We start from the raw sequence: 17,429 nt of genomic DNA, 5'->3' as shown, positions 1-17,429 counted from the left end.
ATTCGGTGAGGACAGACTGCCTTTAAACATAAATATGTTACGAGAAACATGAAACATTACGCTCGTGAATTTAGTGAACCTAATTCTGATAGTTGATATCCTGGTTTGTGAGGTATTTAAAGATTTTAAGATTTGTCCCCTCTAGTTGTTCCTTATGCATATCGATTGCATTGATACGATTATTTTCATACGTTCTATAGTAATAAACACCTTTTTCTTGATCCATACAAGAGGAATAGGTTGTACCATCCTCTAATCCTTCATCTGTAAGGACCCCACCTTTAACCATTTTTACATAATCCAGCATATGAAAAAATTGAGTAATAGAGTGAATATCTCCTTCAATTTTAGGCATATGTGTACGAATATAAGCTATCCTTACAAATCTGGAAACGGAAGCAAAGTCTCCGGGTATCCCTAATGTTCCAGCTCCAATGCCTAGTGCCTTTAATGTTTGCTTACCCCATTTTGTTTCTTTTGGTGAAATCGGTGTCAAATGTAAATACTCATTCAAGTTAGTTAAATGCCAATCAAAGGTAGGGTTGTTGGTCAAAACTCCTATTAGATTGTCATGTACAGTCAAGCGGTCTTTTGTCTTTTCTACCACAATAGCCTTTCCTGTCTTATCTGCAATCATCCAGTGAAGCATTGAAACAGGCGTATTTTCATTGATTGGGCAATCCACAAGTTCTAGATGCTCAATCCCACGTTTAACTTCTTCTACTGTTTCGTGATTTGATAAGACCCATTGTATAAAGTCGTAGGGTGCAATATTATTTTTCCCCTCAATCGGTTCTTTCTCAAAGTACGCGTACCCTTCAAAATTTAATCCTGCGCAGGCTAGGCCAACTTCGTTCATAGCATCCGCCAGAAGAGGATGATTATCAATAACCGTCCCCATTCCAATGATAGCCCGCTTATTGGTTACCATATTACCTGTGACTCTATCTTCATATTGATAATTTCTTGGGATAATCATAACTGCTTGATTGAAATAATATGCTAAGTCCATATTCCTTCCAAAAAACCACTTACCCTCTTGAGATTGAATGCTTAATCCAGTACAAATATTAGTCACCTCATTTTTATCTTACAAAAGATCAGATATTCAAAAATAACCATCTATCATCCACTATATTTTTCTGCATTTTTTAATTTTTATACAAGCTATGTTCTCGTGGTAATCATTATGGAATCAGTTTTGTTTAAAGGCTCTAGATTAGGCTCTCATTAGTATCAGTCAACAATAGACCAATTTCTTCTTCTGATGGTTCTTATAGCATATCTTTTATTTATCTATTAGACGTTTTAATAATACGTTAACATTTCGTAAACAATCACATGCTATAATGTCAAAAATACAACTAGGAGAATACATATGTTTCAAATATTAGTAGTAGAAGATAACGAAAATTTAAATCAGACCGTCTGTACTTATTTGAACCTAAACGGCTATCAAGCTAAAGGTGTTCAGAATGTCAATGATGCCTATGATGCGATGACTGACCATATATTTGATTTAATTATTTCTGACATAATGATGCCGGGGATTGATGGATTTGAATTTGCCAAGTCTGTGAGGGAATTGAACAATGATATTCCAATGTTATTTATGACAGCAAAGGAAGATCTCGAATCAAAAAGAAAAGGATTCCATGCCGGTGTAGATGATTACATGGTTAAACCTGTCGATTTGGATGAATTACTCCTTCGACTAGAAGCATTGCTCCGCAGGGCAAAAATTGCATCCAATAAAAAAATCGAGATTGGCCAGCTAAGGCTTGATATTGAAGAGCACTCAGCTTATTTAAACGAGGAAGAAATCAATCTGACAGTAAGAGAATTCAAATTATTGTATAAGCTGTTGTCATACCCGAAGAAAACATTTACAAGAACTCAGTTGATGGATGAATTCTGGGGTGCCGAATCTCAGTCAGGACCACGTGTAGTGGATGTTTATATTACAAAATTGAGAGATAAGTTTTCTGCGTGCAATGATTTTGAAATAGTTACCGTGCATGGATTAGGATATAAGACGGTGCTCAAATGAGAATTACAACAGATGAAAGAAATAGGAAAAAGTTTTTATTTAATTTTGGGAGATTCCTAATATTTTTTATACTGATAGCATTTGTAGTTACCTGCAATCTGGTATTGTTTTTGCATTGGGTTGATTTGACGACGGAAGAAATGAAAGAAGCTGTTCCCATTACCTTCTTAAACGTTATCATTCTCACATTTATTTTCAGTGTGATTGATGAAATTCGCCGTACCTTGATGGTAAGAAAACCAATAGCACGGATTCAGGAAGGTCTGGATGAAATAATGTCCGGCAATTTCAACACACAGATTCCCTATATTAGAAATGAAAACAGCAGCAATGAATTCGATGCAATTATCAAAGGGATTAATGAACTGGCTATCGAGTTATCTGGAGTAGAAACTCTCCGAACAGATTTTATTTCAAATGTCTCTCATGAAATTAAGACTCCCCTTGCGGCTATCCAAAATTATGGAACGCTGCTTCAGGGACATTCCCTTTCTGAAAAACAGAAGGTAGAATATGCAAAGGCCATTACCGAGCAGACAAGAAGATTATCTGGTCTGATTACAAATATATTGAAATTAAATCGCCTGGAAAATCAACAAATCTTTCCGGAGAGAAAACATTATAATTTAACAGAACAGATTTGCGAATGTTTACTTTTGTTTGAACAATCATGGGGAAGTAAGAACATTAATATTGAAACCGATTTAGAGGAAGATATTTTCATACACGAAGATGCCGAACTGTTAAGTCTAGTATGGAACAATCTGTTTTCAAATGCGATAAAGTTTACGGATCATGGCGGAACTGTTGGTATTAAGGTAAAAAAAGAAGGACTTACTGCATTTGTAGAAGTCAGCGACAGCGGTTGTGGCATTAGCCCTGAAACAGGAAAGCATATTTTCGAAAAATTTTATCAGGGGGATACTTCCCATGCTACGCAAGGAAACGGTTTGGGACTAGCATTGGTAAAGAAAGTGATTGATATAGTTGGTGGAGATATTCATGTACAAAGTACAACGGGAGAAGGAAGCACGTTTACTGTCTACTTAAAGGAGAACGTAATCGAATAAAATGATAGAAATATTATCTTATGCGTAAATATAAATCAGGAATGGATGACAATGATGGAAAATAGTAAATTTGAGTATACATATTCTGCAAAAAGGCAGTCAGAAATAGAAGCTATTAAAAAGAAATATATGAAAAAGGAAGATGATCCATTCGAACAGTTACGAAATTTGGATAAAAGTGCAGAAAGACCAGGAACAATCTTGGCCATTATGTCAGGCCTTATAGGAACATTATTATTTGGAATAGGTATGAGCTGCTGTCTAGTATGGGATGAACAGCTTTTCATACCAGGAATAATTGTAGGTTTTTTAGGAATTGTGCTAATAAGCGTTGCCTATCCCATATATGTGAAAATAACAAAAAGAAAACGAGAAAAACTAGCACCACAGATACTATCTTTGAGCGAGGATTTATTAAAATAGCCATAATGGAAGTATAACATCCTATAAACGGTAATCGTTTATAGGATTCTTTTATATATGGATAATATTTTTTTCATTTTAACATTTAATAAACATTTCTTTTGCAATTTGCAAACATCAAATAGGTAAAATACAACTATCAAATGAAGTATACAAAGGAGATATTACAAGATGGAAAACAAAAGGACTTTTATTACATTATTGATGGGTGCAGCAGCAGGATATGTACTTACACTAGGTTTGTGGAATCAACCTTATATAGTTATCCAATAATTACTGCATTCTCTAATATAAAAAGGCAGCTCCCTTATTACGGAGGGCTACTGCCTCATTTCTAAGCTTAGCGACACTTTTTCACTGAATTAGTTATATATACAGGTGCTCCATCCAATGGATATTTTAAACAAATTTACTGGGGAGGATTCATACGCACCTGCACAAACAAAGAAGGGCCTCTCAAAAATCATTGAAGACTTTAGAGAGACCCTCCAATTAATTTATACACTTACATCTACAAACGTAAATGAATCAACATCAAACAATCCTTGATTCGTAAGCTTTAACGAAGGAATAACTGGCAAGGCCAAGAAGGATAATGTTAGTAAAGGTGAAAATTCATCCGTGATGCCAAGTGATGAAAGTGCACTCAGCAGTTGGCTGTATTGATGATTTAATTCTTCAGGTGAGATGGTTGTCATTAATCCTGCAACAGGCAATGATAATGAAGCGATTGTCTCTCCATTGCAAGCAATCGAAATACCTCCGCCAATTTTCTCAAGCTGCCTGATAGCGACATCCATATCTTCATCATTCTTTCCGATGCATATAATATTATGCGAATCATGAGCAATCGTTGTAGCAATAGCTCCTTTTTGCAGACAGAAGCCCTTTACAATACCGACTCCTACACTTCCTGTACCTTTATGTCTTTCGACTACAGCCATTTTTACGAAATCCTCTTCTTCAGTTGGCACAAACAGGCCATTGACAGCTGGTACCTTGTATTGAGCTTTTTTCGTCACAATCGAGTTAGGAATAATTTCAATTACCCTTGCTACATCAGAAGTCAATGGCAGATGTAAAAGCTCCTTTGAGTAGCTTCCCAATATCACGGTATTTTCAAAAGGTGCTTCTTTCAATTGCTCGTTTTTTTCTTCGTAACGGATGCCGTTTACCCAAACAGAATGTATATCAAATTCTTCTATTGCATTCAATAAAATAAAATCAGCATCATAGCCAGGAGCAATTGCCCCTTTCCCTTTTAGATTGTAGCATTGAGCCGCATTAAGGGATGCCATTCTCATAATAGAATATACATCGATTCCAGCCTTTAAGCATTCACGTACATGATAATCAATACTTCCCTCTTCCAATAAATCATCTATATGCTTATCGTCTGTACAAAACATTAAACGATGCGAAAGCTCTTTACTATAGCCGGCTAACAAATCATGAAGATTGCGGGCAGCAGAGCCTTCGCGAAGCATCACATACATACCTCGTCTGACGCGTTCAATCATTTCATCTGGTTTTACGCATTCATGATCCGTTGTAATACCCGCTGTCAAATAGGCATTAATATCTTTCCCGCTTAAACCAGCACCATGTCCGTCAATCGGAACATTGTTGATAATTGCCCCGGACAGCTTTGATATTATATCTTCCTGACCGGATAATACTGCGGGGAAATCCATCACTTCCGCCAAGCCAAGCACAAGCTTATGATTATAAAGAGACGCAAGATCCTCTGCCGTCAGAGTTGCTCCATTGTCCTCAAAGGAAGTTGCCGGGACACAGGAAGGCAGTTGATAGCTATAATTCAATAGGCAGTTTTCACTGTCTTTTAACATCCATTCTATTCCTTTTAACCCTTGGACATTTGCTATTTCATGGGGATCTGTGATAATAGTCGTAATTCCTCGCGGTAAAACAGCTTTTTGAAATTGAGAAGGAGAAAGCATACTAGATTCGATGTGGACGTGTGAATCAATTAAACCTGGAACCATTGTATATGGAGTGCCATCGATTTCTTTTTTACCATTATAATGGCCGATACCTACGAACTTACCATTGTGAATGGCAACATCCACACGCTCCAATTCATCCGTAAACACATTTACTGTTTGAACATTTTTAATAACTAACTCAGGTAAACTGATATTTCTTGCTGCTAATATTTGGGATTTGATTTGTTTTGGGGTTTTCATCTTATTCCTCCTCATTTTGTGCTCAGCGGGACAAATAAGAAAGTAGAAGGATGTATAAATAAAATAGCAGTTTACTATACATTCTGTACGTATCTATTCCCGTAGACGAACTAATTAAAGTGGTTAGTTTGTAGAAACTCTTGGACCATATTTCCAAGATTATACGAGTTTATTTTTATAATATAACTGTTTTTATTTCGTAAACCTTTTTTGCATTCTAACAACACATGCATTGATAGTCAATGAAATATTTTTACTAAATTTATTCTTATGAATTATTTTAATCTTTAACTTCCAGGTATGGAATCAATAGCTTTTATCACCAGGAATAATCGTAGATTTATGAGGAATTTGTTAAGCATAGCCTACCTATCCCATATATAAGAACTTTATTTGTTATGTGGAAGGAATACATGCTGGATGCGCCGAATAAAGTCAGAGTGTTATAGTTTGGTTGTATTCTCAAAATAAATGTATAGAGCATTTTATTTAGAATACATTCGTCCTTATATAGCCAGCAGTCCAAAATTATATGCGTATGAGTGGCTTTTTGCTAAATAGATTATAGGATTTTATTATCGTCAGCTTTTTACTTATCTTTTAACTTTAAAAAATGATCCCAAACAGGGAGGAGATTGGTAGTATGCAAGTCGTAACTAAATTGTTTTTAGAACAACTCGACATGCATTGCCATGAGAATGAATGGTTTGCTTCCATGAATCAGGCACTTCATGGAGTTACCGCAGCTGAGGCGGCATGGCGAAGTTCGGGAAACAGCAATTCGATTTGGCAAATTGTCAACCACTTGATATTTTGGAATGAAGATGTAATCCATCGAATTAAGGGAACCGAGAATCCGCAGAAGCCAGAAAACAATGAAGAAACCTTCGGAAATCCAGGAGATCCAGAAGACGAAATCAGATGGGTCCAGACAGTGCAGCGCCTTATTGAAGTCATGAATAAATTAAAAACGGTCATTGCGGACCTTGAGGATGAAAAGCTAAAAACATTGTATGCAGCTAACAGGTACTCTATTGAGCGTTTACTCAGCAATATCATGATGCACGATTCATATCATATCGGCCAAATTGTTCTATTGCGAAAGTTGCAATCCTCTTGGGATAGCATTTGGTAGGTACCTGACAATCAGATAAGATAATTCACATTAAATACAGCTTTGTTCATTGTGAGAAACCGAAAAAAGCAGCGCCCCCAATGAGGGCTGCTGCCTTATTCATTATAAGCTTTGCTACACTATCCACATGTGGACTGTATGCCCACACACTAGGTATATTTCCACCTTATGTCGACGCACGATAAGAGTGTGCATTATCTTGAACCGTAATTTATCGATACTCACACGTTTCGTTAACCAAATTTAACATGTTAGCCCATGGAAACTGCTTAGTAAATTTATTTATCTCTTTCCTTTGTCATAAATCTCACCTAATGCTTTCGGAGCACGGTTTGATTTAGAAAAGAAGATTAATAACAATAATGTTAATACATACGGCAAAATCATAAATAAATCAGTATAACTGCTTGGCAATGCCATTGATTGAGCAATAAAAGCTCCACCAGATTTCGCAAAACCAAACAAAAGACACGCAGCTAGCGTCGGGACAATCTTCCAATTACCAAAAATTAATGCAGCAATCGCTAAAAATCCATATCCCATATAAATGCTGGAAGAAAAGTTAGCTGAAATGGAATAGGCAAAACACATGCCGCCCAGACCAGATAATAGACCTGATATTAAGACTGCTGTAAACCTGATTTTCGCTACATCTACACCTGCTGCATCCACGGAATGAGGATTTTCCCCGCACGCCCTTAAGCGCATGCCGAACTTTGTTTTATATAAAAGATACCAAGCAAAAATGGCAATCACGATGATAATTACTTCAAACGGATACACATTCGTAAAGATTGCACCTATTACTGGTATATCGGCTAAACCAGCAATAGTAAACCGCTCCATGACACCTAACTGGAACTTGTCCGAAGCAGTTCCGAAGACAAGCGCATTGATTTGTGTCGTTAAGAATGTTGTTAAAGCCAACGCCAGTATATTAATGACGACACCACTGATAACTTGGTTTGCCTTAAACTTAATGCATAGTACAGCGTGAATAACGGCAAAAACCATCCCGCCAAGCATAGCAAATAATAACGCTACGTAAAACAAATCTTGAATATCTGTACCAAAGGCATTTGCGATTAATACAGCTGACAGCGCCCCGATGAATGCCCCAAAACCTTGAAATCCTTCAAGTGCTAAGTTGGTAATACCACTCTTTTCACTGTATATACCGCCAATTGCTATAATAAAAAGAGGCAAAGCAAAGGATAGACCATCAATAAGTACTGTATCCATTATGATTTACTCTCCTTTCGTTCCACTGCTTTTTCATTCATGCGGCTAATTTTATATTTCAGGTATACACCACATGCACTAAATAAAAGGATCAACCCGATGATCACAGAAGAAATCTCTTGTCTAATGCCTGCCTGTGAACTCATATACGTGCTTCCTTGATCAATGATTGATATTAAAGATGATGAAAAAATAACACCAATTGGATGAGAGTTTCCTAATAGGGCTACAGCAATGGAATCAAAGCCGATGTCTGACAATACCTTTGGTTGTATAGAAGCGTAATAACCTAAATAATATGTGACACCGGCAAGTCCAGCCAAACTACCCGATATAACCATTGCCAGGACTGTATTTCTTCCTACATTAATTCCCGCATATTTTGCTGCATTGCGGTTGGAGCCTACCGCTTTAATATCAAATCCAACAACCGTTTTGTCCATGAGGATCTTTATTAAAATAGCGGTAATGATGGCCAAAACAAAGCCTAACGGAATATCCATTTTCAAGGCCCCTATTTCAACATTCGCCAATGTTAATCTTGCTGCTTCAGAAATATATTTAGATTGCCTTGAGACTGGATCAATATAATACATTTGAATAAAAAAGCTAATGACATATTGAGCAATATAATTCAACATAATCGTAGATACGACTTCATTGATGTTAAATTTATATTTGAGCCACCCAACTAATCCTCCCATTAGTCCCCCTGTGACTATACCAATCAGTAAAACAAGCGGCTTTGCGATTACCGCATCCAAGCCACTGTAGCCGACAATAATCGTCGCAAAAAAACCAGAGACGAGCATTTGACCGGCAACCCCAATATTAAATAGACCCGCTCTAAATGCGACAGCAACTGCCAAGCTCGCAAATAAAAGCGGCGTCATCGCGTTCAGCAAACTCATGAAATCAGTCAGCATGCTTTTATAGCCAGCATAAAATGGCTTCGGTAAAATTCCTGCCCCTTGAAATAAGTTGTAGAACGCCTGCAAAGGATTTTTACCCATTAAAAGTATGACAATAGCTGCCGCAATAAAACTTATAATTATGGCGACTAATGGAATGGAGATTGATTGCCACTTCTCATTATTTATTAGCCGAATAAGACTACTACGTAAGTTATTACTCTTTCTATCTTTACTCATGCTTTGCCCCCATCATATATTCACCGACTTCATTGGTCGTTAATGACTCTCTGCTAGCAATCTTTTGAAGTTGGCCATTATAGATAACTCCTATCGTATCTGCTACATTCATAATTTCATCTAGCTCCAATGATATAAGGAGAATCGCTTTTCCACGATCACGTTCCTGAATGATCATCTTATGAATATTTTCGATTGCGCCAATATCTACTCCCCGTGTTGGTTGAACGAAGATCATAAGAGGTGATTGTAATTCGATTTCTCGAGCAATAATGGCTTTTTGCTGATTACCGCCGCTCATCGAACGAACTTGCGTTTTGACGCCTTGTCCGCTTCTAATATCATATTTATCAATCAACTCACTGCCAGATCGCTCGAATTCCTCTTTATTTAGCATCCACTTACTAGAAAAAGGCTCCTTATAATACTGCTTTAATGCTAGGTTAGTAGCTAAATCGAAATCCAAAAATAAGCCAAAGCTTTGTCTATCTTCAGGGATATACGATATACCTGCTTCTGTTCTGCTTCTTATTGTTTCATTCGTGATATCCTTGCCATTAAGATGTATAGTTCCGTTGCTGACTTTTGTTAGTCCAGCTATTGCATCCGCTATTTCAACCTGTCCATTATCTGCAACCCCTGCAATGGCAAAGATTTCACCGCTGCGAATGGTAAAGGATACATCTTTCACTACTTCAAACCCATCTTCATTTTTAACGGTTAGATGCTCTACCTTTAATACTTCCTCTTTAAACTCAGCAGGTAGTTTCTCAGCTTCAAAGTTTACCTCTCTGCCTACCATTAATTGAGCCATATGATTAACCGATGTTGTCTTTACATCCAGGACATCGACTAATCTGCCTTTATTCAATACGGCGCATCGATCGGCCACCTTCTTAATTTCTTCCAGCTTATGTGTAATTAATATGATCGTTTTCCCACCGTCTCGCAGTCCTTTGATTATATCCAGCAAGAATTCAATTTCCTGCGGCGTTAAGACTGCAGTCGGTTCATCAAAAATAAGGATATCCGCTTCACGATAAAGTACCTTAAGAATTTCCACTCGTTGTTGCATGGAAACGTTCAGATCTGCTATTTTTTTTGTAGGATCCACTTCTAAGCCAAAGCTTTTGGACAGTTCTTCAATTTTTCGATTGGCATTTCGAATATCCACATATGGAAAGAGACCTGCAAATTTTCTGATTGGCTCGATTCCCAAAATAATATTCTCTGTAATCGTGTAATCTGATACCAGTTTGAAATGCTGATGGACCATCCCTATATTGAGCTTCGCCGCATGGTTAGGTGAGCTGATATTCACTTTCTCACCCCGGATATAGATTTCGCCTTCATCCGGTTCATACATGCCACCCAGCATACTCATCAACGTTGATTTACCAGCACCATTTTCTCCAAGTAAGGCGAAGATTTCTCCCTTTTTTATGCCGATAGAGACATCATCATTCGCTACTATTCCAGGAAATCGTTTGGTTATATGTTTCATCTCTACAATATAATCAGACATCTTTCTTCTCCTTTATCACATTAAAATAGAAAGGAAAAAATTAGAAGTTCATCCTCCTCCTAATCTATTTAGATTAGAAGGCGACAAACTTCTAAAGATTTATTCCACTATGTTTTTCTAATGAATATTACAATCCCGGGAATTTTTCTGGCGTATGACCATTAAAGTTAGATGCAGGTACGATTTTACCCTCTTTCACTAAATCGTACGCTTCGTTCATTTTCGTAAGAGTATCCTCTGATAATTGATGACGGCCTTCTTCTTTTATAAATCCAGTAGAATCTGTATCTGCATGAAGAACTACGTTTCCACTTTTAAAGCTTCCGTCAACAATGGCATTTAATTGCTTTTCAACGTTCATGCCCATAAATTTAGCTGCAGATGTTAATACAATGTTCTCAGAACCATTTACACCATCATCAAATTGGTCAACATCACAACCAATTACTTTAACATCGCCTTTCGCTTCCTTAACAGCAGTGAACACACCGTTACCTGTGCCACCTGCTGCAACAAAGATTTGGTCTACACCTTTTTTAATCAATGCATTACCAATTACTTTTCCTGTTGCTTCATCACCAAAAGACCCTGCATAGTTACCGCCAACATCCACTCCGTTGACATCAGTTCCTGCATATCCGGATAACTCAACAACCTCAACATTTTTTTCATATGTTTTATTAACAAACTCTACACCCGATTCAAAACCAAATTGATAGTTTACATTTGATGGGTAAGCAATTCCATTTACAACTGCAACTTTATTTGATTTTGTTTCAAGTGCTGCTGCCATTCCGGCAAAAAAGCCACCTTCTTGTTCAGCAAACATCATAGAGTAAATATTATCGAACGTTTTTTGGTCACCTACAGGTGTAGGCTCAGAATCAATTAATATAAATTTCTTATCAGGATTTTCTAAAGCAACACTTGAAACTCCAGCAAACTGGAAGCCAGGTGTTACAATCACATCATAATCTGCCACGATATCAGCAACGGCTTGTACTCCTGCAGCAGGATCGCCCGTTTCTTCTTTAATAGCTTTTACAGTAGCTGTTGGATGGTTTTCGATGAATTTTAAAATACCATTATAGTTATTTTCGTTAAAGTTGCCATCATCAACACCAGTTAGACTTGTTACAATAGCAATTTTTAATCCTTCTCCGTTACTCTCGGATCCTGCTTTATCTTCACTGTTTCCACACGCTGCCATAGCAACAGTCATTAAAGCCATGAATAAGACCATTACTATTTTTTTAGTACTTTGTTTCAAGAAATTATCCTCCTCTATTTTTGTAAACTTATAAAAAACAACTATTTGTACTGGCTCTTGACTCTTATTTATAAAAACGTCAAGCGACAGTAAAAAACCTTGAGGTTATAACCTTAATATTATATCGAAATAGTATTCGTTTTTACTTAACAATAATAACATTAGGAATTTCCAACGTCAACAAAAACCGTACGTTATTACTTAAATATAAATAAATATTCGTGTTATATCTAAAATTGATTTAAAAAACAAGTATATTCAGCAAAAACTTAACAGAAAAGCGAAATATCCAATAAGAGTCATATTATAAAAAAACTTCCTTAATCAAAAGGAAATGATAATTCGACTATATTATGACTACAGCTCCTTCCCTCACTGGGCAAGAAAATCACTTGCTATTGCGATATATCCGGATTCAGTACACGTTTATAAATCCAATACAATAAATATAAAAATATTCGGTCTATTTATTCACAAACAATTAGAATTTTATTATCCTAATATAAAGAAGGGTGACTCAGTTTTTCTTTTGTTGTTCTCGCCTCTCCTGACATCACTTTAATTAATAAATTTTACTAGCTCATCTTTGTTCAAACATACCCATTTAATCAGAGTAGTAGAAACCTTATGAGTAATATATGGGAAACACTAACCATACATTTTGAATCTACAACAGCTCACAAAGGTCCACATGAGAGTTCTTGCTGATTCTGAAGTGAACAGAACCATTACAATCTATTCTTGAGTGCTAGTTCAATATTTTCCTTTCTTTATTTTATTGCTATTATTTTGATCACTTTAACATTGTCATTTCACAAAAAATAACACCGCTCACTTTAATATAAAAACATCTATGAAAGGAAGAACATCATGTCAAAAGTTAAATTATTTATTATTGGAGTAGCTTCTACAGCAATTCTTCTAGGGGTATTTTTTCTAGGGAAAGTGTTTTTCGGAGACTCTGAAACAAAAGAAACAATTATCGCCCCACTAGGAATAGAAATCTATAACATTACCGAATTAGAGATTGGAGCTATACAAGATATCATTAAAGAGACTTACATAGCAGGACATCCCGTAACAGCTACTTTTAAACCTGTTGATAAACAAGGGAACTTTTTCTATAACGAGGTTTTGGGAATGGAAAAGGTAGTTGAACTGAAATATAAAGCATTAGTTAGATGGGGTTATAGAGGTGAGATTGACAAGAAAACCGTCAAATACAATAAAAAAGAGCAGACACTGACAATTAAAGAGCCACAACTAACTGCATTTTACGCAAAAGAATTGGTTGAATCCGATGAAAATTTAGGATGGGCACAGTCTATACTCTCTCCGACATCATATGACGATGCAAAAATATATGATGAACAAGCAAACACAATTATCGAACAGACAATTAGAGATCATATTGAAACGGGTAGAGAAAAGGTACAAGACCATTTAACAGACGAAATAAACAAGCTAATCGAAAATAAAACAATCAAAGTTCCCATCAAAGATATCGATTTTGAAGAATCAGAAGAAGAGTTAAATTTAGTTAACGAAGAGATAAAGGATCTTGAAATTAATCAAGAAGAATCAAAGGAATAAACTGAAGCAAAAAAAGAAAAAGTAAACATAAATAGACAGTGTCCCTTTAGAAGGCTACTGCCTAATTTCAATACTGGATTTGCTCTTCAAGTACGAATAGAAAATAAAAGATATACAAACCCTGAGATGTTCAACACCCTGCTAACTATATAATGCTAGCAGGGTGTTGTTTTTTAAAGAGCATCTTCCAATTCCTCTTCAGTGTACCCAAACATATAATCTTCATCTTTCCCGTGCGAAGCCCATATCTCTGCAGCTTCGTAAACACTTAAAGATTCATCAAATTCTTCAGATTCATCAATTTCATCAGGTTCTTTAGATTCATCATTAAGTAAACTATAAGGAATAACTCTGTGGTCACGTTCAAAAATTGACATTGCTTTTCCTCCCTTATATTTATAAAGCAGTCTACTCAAAATACCCTAAGCTAATTGTACTTAATTGTCATAATTTCTAAAATCATCCTCAGATTCATAGATTGAATCCGAAGAAATGCTATTCTTATGACCGCACTCTGTACATTTCCAAACATAGTGGTGGTCATCAAAACCCGGCTGTTCGCTCAGGCAAGTATTGCAGCGATCGCAAAACCACACGATACCCGGGAATCTCTCCTGCATAATTTCACCTCCTTGTTCTGAATTTGCGCCAAGTAATTAATATGCTCCTAATGCCATCTGGTGGAATGGCATGGCGTATTGAACACGTATGAATTAAGCTAATATATTATATAATTATAGTAATATTATTCTGAATATTTGGTCAAACAATTTCTACAATGACATACATCATCCTTTCCCTGTTCATTAGCTATATTAAAAACAGGTGTGAATCCTACTAAGCTTCGATAAAGGTATTATGTGAGTATATAAAAAAGAGGAAGTCAAAAATTGTAACTCTCCTTTTTTATAAGGTAAAATAAATATAGAACATACTGATATATTTTTTTGCGAAAGCAAAGGGTTATCGAAAGAAAAATTATATAGGGACAGGAGGGGTAGAACATGCAACAGAAAAAGAAGAAAATTCATTTTGCTTGGTGGGTATTGTTTGGGTTAGCCATTATGATGGGTGTTGCACGTGGTGGTATAAATAATGCTGCCAGTTTATTTTTAACACCTGTGTCAGAAGATTTAGGCGTTGGTATGGGACAACTTACCCTATACTTGAGTGTCTCATCCATTGCGATGATGGTATTCTTACCGTTTGCCGGAAAAATAATGGGTAAATACGATATTCGTATGGTATTGATTGTATCCATTCTATTACAAGGCGGTGCATTTGCGTTATTTGGTATGATGAACTCGGTATGGGGATGGTATTTATTAGCAATCCCACTGTCTGTCGGTAGTGTTCTTGTGACACAATTGGCAGGTCCCGTTCTTATAAACCAATGGTTTAAAAAACGAAACGGACTAGCCCTTGGTATTATGATGGCAGCGAGTGGAATGTTTGGGGCGGTCATACAACCGTATGTAGGAACGTTAATTGCCTCACAAGGTTGGAGAACTTCTTACATCATCGTTGGGATTGCGGCGATTATCATTGTAATACCAGTGGTTTTACTGTTCATACGTATGTCACCACTACAAAAAGGTCTATTACCTTATGGCTTGGACAAGGCAGAAGCTAACGATTCGAAACAAGACGCACAAACGTTAGAAAACAAAGGTGTCACAGCCGCAGTGGCGAAAAAGTCATTGGCCTTTTATGCACTATTATTCTTTTTATTCTTAATTACCGCGGTTGCAAGTTTTGCTCAATTTATTGCCCCTTACGCACAAAGCATTGGGTATGATGTCCAGTTTGCCGGAAATGTCATGGGTGTGTTCATGTTTGGTGTTTTAGTTGGATCCTTGGTATTCGGTTTCTTGACCGACAAAATGGGTGCAAAGAAAACCACCTTTTTCTCCATGTTCGTTGGATTGATTTCCGTTTTCTTATTAATCTTCTTACCAGACAATCCAATGGTATTTTCAGTGGCAATCGGACTATTTGGATTTGTTTCTTCATCTGTTGGAACGCTAGGACCGTTATTGACTACCTCTATCTTCGGCACGAAAGAATATGGTGCCATTTATGGAACGGCAGCATTAGGATTAGCATTAGCAGGTATTACGGCGCTCCCTGCTTATGGGTTTGTATTTGATGCAACGGGCAGCTATCTATACGTGTTATATGCTGTTGCAGGGATGATTCTGTTAAGTGTCTTGTTAATCATCATTGCGTTCAAAGGGAAAGAAAAATTAGAAAAAGCAGGTCAATGGAATTAAACGATATAGTTAAGAAGTAAGCGAAATCACATCCGTGGTTTCGCTTTTTTAATACCCTCCTTTTTCACTTGTCTATTAGCAGTTTGCTTTAAACGCAAAGGGGACGTTTTCTTTAGAGCAATGAAAATGGAAATATTCCCGAATAGAAATCAGCAAAGGGGAGCTAAGAATGAGAGTAGATATAAATACATAGAAAAATATAGCTTGCTTTTATGGGTCTGTATTGGACTTGAAAGGCGAAAGAATTATGAGGATACGACTACCAAATTTTTTAAATAGTATTACCGATTGAAATCATTAAGAAAATTTACTACTGCTATATATTGAAAAAGAACAGTACTTAAATCTAATTACAGGGAAAAGAAAAAAGCAGCGCCAAAGGGCAACTGCCTTATTTCAATACTAATTTTGCTACGCTTTCCACGTGTGTGGAGTGTATGTGACAACACAAGGGATGTTGGTGGGTTTATCAATATTCTTTAAAATTTATGCGAGTTTTATTTCAATACAGAAGAAAAATATACCTAAGAACCAATTTAGTTATGTTTTGTTATATGTGCTCGATTTAGAATTATAAGTTAAACAATTACCAAAAAAATCCACTGATTACTGGTCAATCCATTACACAAAACAAAAAACTGTGAAAACCATTAGTTTTGCGTTATTAATTTATTATTTTTTTTACTATTTCTGAAAAGTCTCCACAAACCTCTGCTATCTCATTTTCCACATCATATATATTAGTTAAAGCATTTGTATGACCAATTTGATTCCTCAACCAGGTATACTTGGTTTCATTATGACCTATCCATTTTGGATTTGTAGTAGGCCTCATTTCGACCAAGGGCTCCTCATTAATTATTAATTGATCTACCCCTGGTTGCTTTGGCTCAATTGTCAATAATATTCCGTATAAAAACATAAATCGTGAAGTAGTGTCATCCGTTCTCATAGCAGATCTGAACAAACGATGAGTATAATTATTCCTCAAATCCAATAATAGCGTATTATCAACCAATCCTACTTCTAAATCTCTTGTAATATTTGCAGGTACATCAACTGTTTCAACATTTTGTAAGGTAATGCTATTCATTGCAACTATTCCCATACCATTTATACTGTAGGTTCCACGCCTTGGTATACCAAATCTTCCTTTAACTTTAGTAAATAACACGTTAATTACATCTTGTACTAATTCTTGGGTAATCCTAAAAGCATCCTCAGCACTTTTTATATTTGATGCTAGAACAAATTTTATATTCATTTCACCCTTTACTTGGTTCTGTATATCTACCAAATTTATAATAATATTCTTTACTATCCCCTCGCTATAATCAAGACTTATTGAAAAAGGTCCTATTCCTTCTACTTCTAGTTTGTAATTAATATAATTCATTCCAATCTTTCCTTTCCATTACTACTGATATATTTAAAACCAAATCAATTATTTATTTCACTTTTACTATTTTTGTTCGTTCTATTTCAGATAA

14 protein-coding genes and 1 riboswitch are annotated in these 17,429 nt (G+C 36.1%); of the genes, 6 read left to right on the top strand and 8 right to left on the bottom strand.

Features of this window, described 5'->3' with window-relative positions; genetic code table 11:
• Positions 1 to 79 precede the first annotated feature (79 nt).
• A complete protein-coding gene (gene bsh / locus AC4D4B_RS16160) occupies positions 80 to 1,078 on the bottom strand; it encodes a choloylglycine hydrolase (protein ID WP_491000512.1) in 999 nt (332 codons plus the stop codon).
• A 300-nt stretch (positions 1,079 to 1,378) separates the two neighbouring features.
• On the opposite strand from bsh, the gene AC4D4B_RS16155 reads away from it, so the two are divergent.
• The 3 genes from AC4D4B_RS16155 to AC4D4B_RS16145 all read left to right on the top strand — a co-directional run bounded on the left by AC4D4B_RS16155 (position 1,379) and on the right by AC4D4B_RS16145 (position 3,543).
• Positions 1,379 to 2,050 (top strand): response regulator transcription factor, encoded by a 672-nt coding sequence (locus tag AC4D4B_RS16155; RefSeq protein ID WP_490997069.1) that lies wholly within the window; start codon positions 1,379 to 1,381, stop codon positions 2,048 to 2,050.
• 110 nt (positions 2,051 to 2,160) lie between these two features.
• Positions 2,161 to 3,120, top strand: a complete 960-nt coding sequence (locus tag AC4D4B_RS16150) for a HAMP domain-containing sensor histidine kinase (protein WP_491000511.1) — start codon at positions 2,161 to 2,163, stop codon at positions 3,118 to 3,120.
• 54 nt (positions 3,121 to 3,174) lie between these two features.
• Positions 3,175 to 3,543 carry a hypothetical protein gene (locus AC4D4B_RS16145; protein WP_490997071.1) on the top strand — a complete coding sequence of 123 codons (369 nt, stop codon included), beginning with the start codon at positions 3,175 to 3,177 and terminating at the stop codon, positions 3,541 to 3,543.
• Between the two features lie 497 nt (positions 3,544 to 4,040).
• Here AC4D4B_RS16145 and ade read toward each other — a convergent pair whose 3' ends face one another.
• Positions 4,041 to 5,750 (bottom strand): adenine deaminase, encoded by a 1,710-nt coding sequence (gene ade, locus AC4D4B_RS16140; protein ID WP_490997072.1) that lies wholly within the window; start codon positions 5,748 to 5,750, stop codon positions 4,041 to 4,043.
• Between the two features lie 82 nt (positions 5,751 to 5,832).
• Positions 5,833 to 5,937, bottom strand: a riboswitch (purine riboswitch).
• Between the two features lie 456 nt (positions 5,938 to 6,393).
• Between ade and AC4D4B_RS16135 the strand changes: the two genes are divergently transcribed.
• Positions 6,394 to 6,885, top strand: coding sequence for a DinB family protein (locus AC4D4B_RS16135; RefSeq protein WP_490997073.1), 492 nt, complete (start codon positions 6,394 to 6,396; stop codon positions 6,883 to 6,885).
• 282 nt (positions 6,886 to 7,167) lie between these two features.
• Here the strand turns inward: AC4D4B_RS16135 and AC4D4B_RS16130 are convergent, their stop codons facing one another.
• From AC4D4B_RS16130 to AC4D4B_RS16115, 4 genes are all read right to left on the bottom strand, one after another.
• Positions 7,168 to 8,127 (bottom strand): ABC transporter permease, encoded by a 960-nt coding sequence (locus AC4D4B_RS16130; RefSeq protein ID WP_490997074.1) that lies wholly within the window; start codon positions 8,125 to 8,127, stop codon positions 7,168 to 7,170.
• A complete protein-coding gene (locus AC4D4B_RS16125; protein WP_490997075.1) occupies positions 8,127 to 9,278 on the bottom strand; it encodes an ABC transporter permease in 1,152 nt (383 codons plus the stop codon). The genes AC4D4B_RS16130 and AC4D4B_RS16125 overlap by 1 nt, the downstream gene beginning before the upstream one ends.
• The gene (locus AC4D4B_RS16120; protein WP_490997076.1) at positions 9,271 to 10,803 is read right to left on the bottom strand and encodes an ABC transporter ATP-binding protein; all 1,533 of its coding nucleotides are present in this window, start codon (positions 10,801 to 10,803) and stop codon (positions 9,271 to 9,273) included. Before AC4D4B_RS16120 ends, AC4D4B_RS16125 begins: the two co-directional genes overlap by 8 nt.
• Before the next feature lie 127 nt (positions 10,804 to 10,930).
• On the bottom strand, positions 10,931 to 12,073 hold the full coding sequence (locus AC4D4B_RS16115) for a BMP family lipoprotein (RefSeq protein WP_490997077.1): 1,143 nt from the start codon (positions 12,071 to 12,073) through the stop codon (positions 10,931 to 10,933).
• 870 nt (positions 12,074 to 12,943) lie between these two features.
• Here AC4D4B_RS16115 and AC4D4B_RS16110 point away from each other — a divergent pair.
• Positions 12,944 to 13,666, top strand: a complete 723-nt coding sequence (locus tag AC4D4B_RS16110; protein ID WP_490997078.1) for a hypothetical protein — start codon at positions 12,944 to 12,946, stop codon at positions 13,664 to 13,666.
• A 173-nt stretch (positions 13,667 to 13,839) separates the two neighbouring features.
• Here the strand turns inward: AC4D4B_RS16110 and AC4D4B_RS16105 are convergent, their stop codons facing one another.
• Entirely contained in the window at positions 13,840 to 14,043 is a 204-nt protein-coding gene (locus AC4D4B_RS16105) for a hypothetical protein (RefSeq protein ID WP_490997079.1), read from the bottom strand.
• A gap of 627 nt (positions 14,044 to 14,670) precedes the next feature.
• Here AC4D4B_RS16105 and AC4D4B_RS16100 point away from each other — a divergent pair.
• On the top strand, positions 14,671 to 15,939 hold the full coding sequence (locus tag AC4D4B_RS16100; RefSeq protein ID WP_490997080.1) for an MFS transporter: 1,269 nt from the start codon (positions 14,671 to 14,673) through the stop codon (positions 15,937 to 15,939).
• Positions 15,940 to 16,603: 664 nt separating this feature from the next.
• Here the strand turns inward: AC4D4B_RS16100 and AC4D4B_RS16095 are convergent.
• The gene (locus AC4D4B_RS16095) at positions 16,604 to 17,335 is read right to left on the bottom strand and encodes a hypothetical protein (protein ID WP_490997081.1); all 732 of its coding nucleotides are present in this window, start codon (positions 17,333 to 17,335) and stop codon (positions 16,604 to 16,606) included.
• Positions 17,336 to 17,429: the final 94 nt, after the last annotated feature.

The organism is Pradoshia sp. Z6_59, from assembly GCF_058267515.1.
The sequence above is the reverse complement of the archived record's forward strand: the minus strand, read 5'-3'. Positions and strand labels throughout refer to the sequence as shown.

Coding starts and splice junctions, on each gene's coding strand:
- AC4D4B_RS16155 (WP_490997069.1), top strand. CDS start 1,379: ATGTTTCAAATATTAGTAGTAGAAGATAACGAAAATTTAAATCAGACC.
- AC4D4B_RS16145 (WP_490997071.1), top strand. CDS start 3,175: ATGGAAAATAGTAAATTTGAGTATACATATTCTGCAAAAAGGCAGTCA.
- ade (WP_490997072.1), bottom strand. CDS start 5,750: ATGAAAACCCCAAAACAAATCAAATCCCAAATATTAGCAGCAAGAAAT.
- AC4D4B_RS16135 (WP_490997073.1), top strand. CDS start 6,394: ATGCAAGTCGTAACTAAATTGTTTTTAGAACAACTCGACATGCATTGC.
- AC4D4B_RS16130 (WP_490997074.1), bottom strand. CDS start 8,127: ATGGATACAGTACTTATTGATGGTCTATCCTTTGCTTTGCCTCTTTTT.
- AC4D4B_RS16125 (WP_490997075.1), bottom strand. CDS start 9,278: ATGAGTAAAGATAGAAAGAGTAATAACTTACGTAGTAGTCTTATTCGG.
- AC4D4B_RS16120 (WP_490997076.1), bottom strand. CDS start 10,803: ATGTCTGATTATATTGTAGAGATGAAACATATAACCAAACGATTTCCT.
- AC4D4B_RS16110 (WP_490997078.1), top strand. CDS start 12,944: ATGTCAAAAGTTAAATTATTTATTATTGGAGTAGCTTCTACAGCAATT.
- AC4D4B_RS16105 (WP_490997079.1), bottom strand. CDS start 14,043: ATGTCAATTTTTGAACGTGACCACAGAGTTATTCCTTATAGTTTACTT.
- AC4D4B_RS16100 (WP_490997080.1), top strand. CDS start 14,671: ATGCAACAGAAAAAGAAGAAAATTCATTTTGCTTGGTGGGTATTGTTT.
- AC4D4B_RS16095 (WP_490997081.1), bottom strand. CDS start 17,335: ATGAATTATATTAATTACAAACTAGAAGTAGAAGGAATAGGACCTTTT.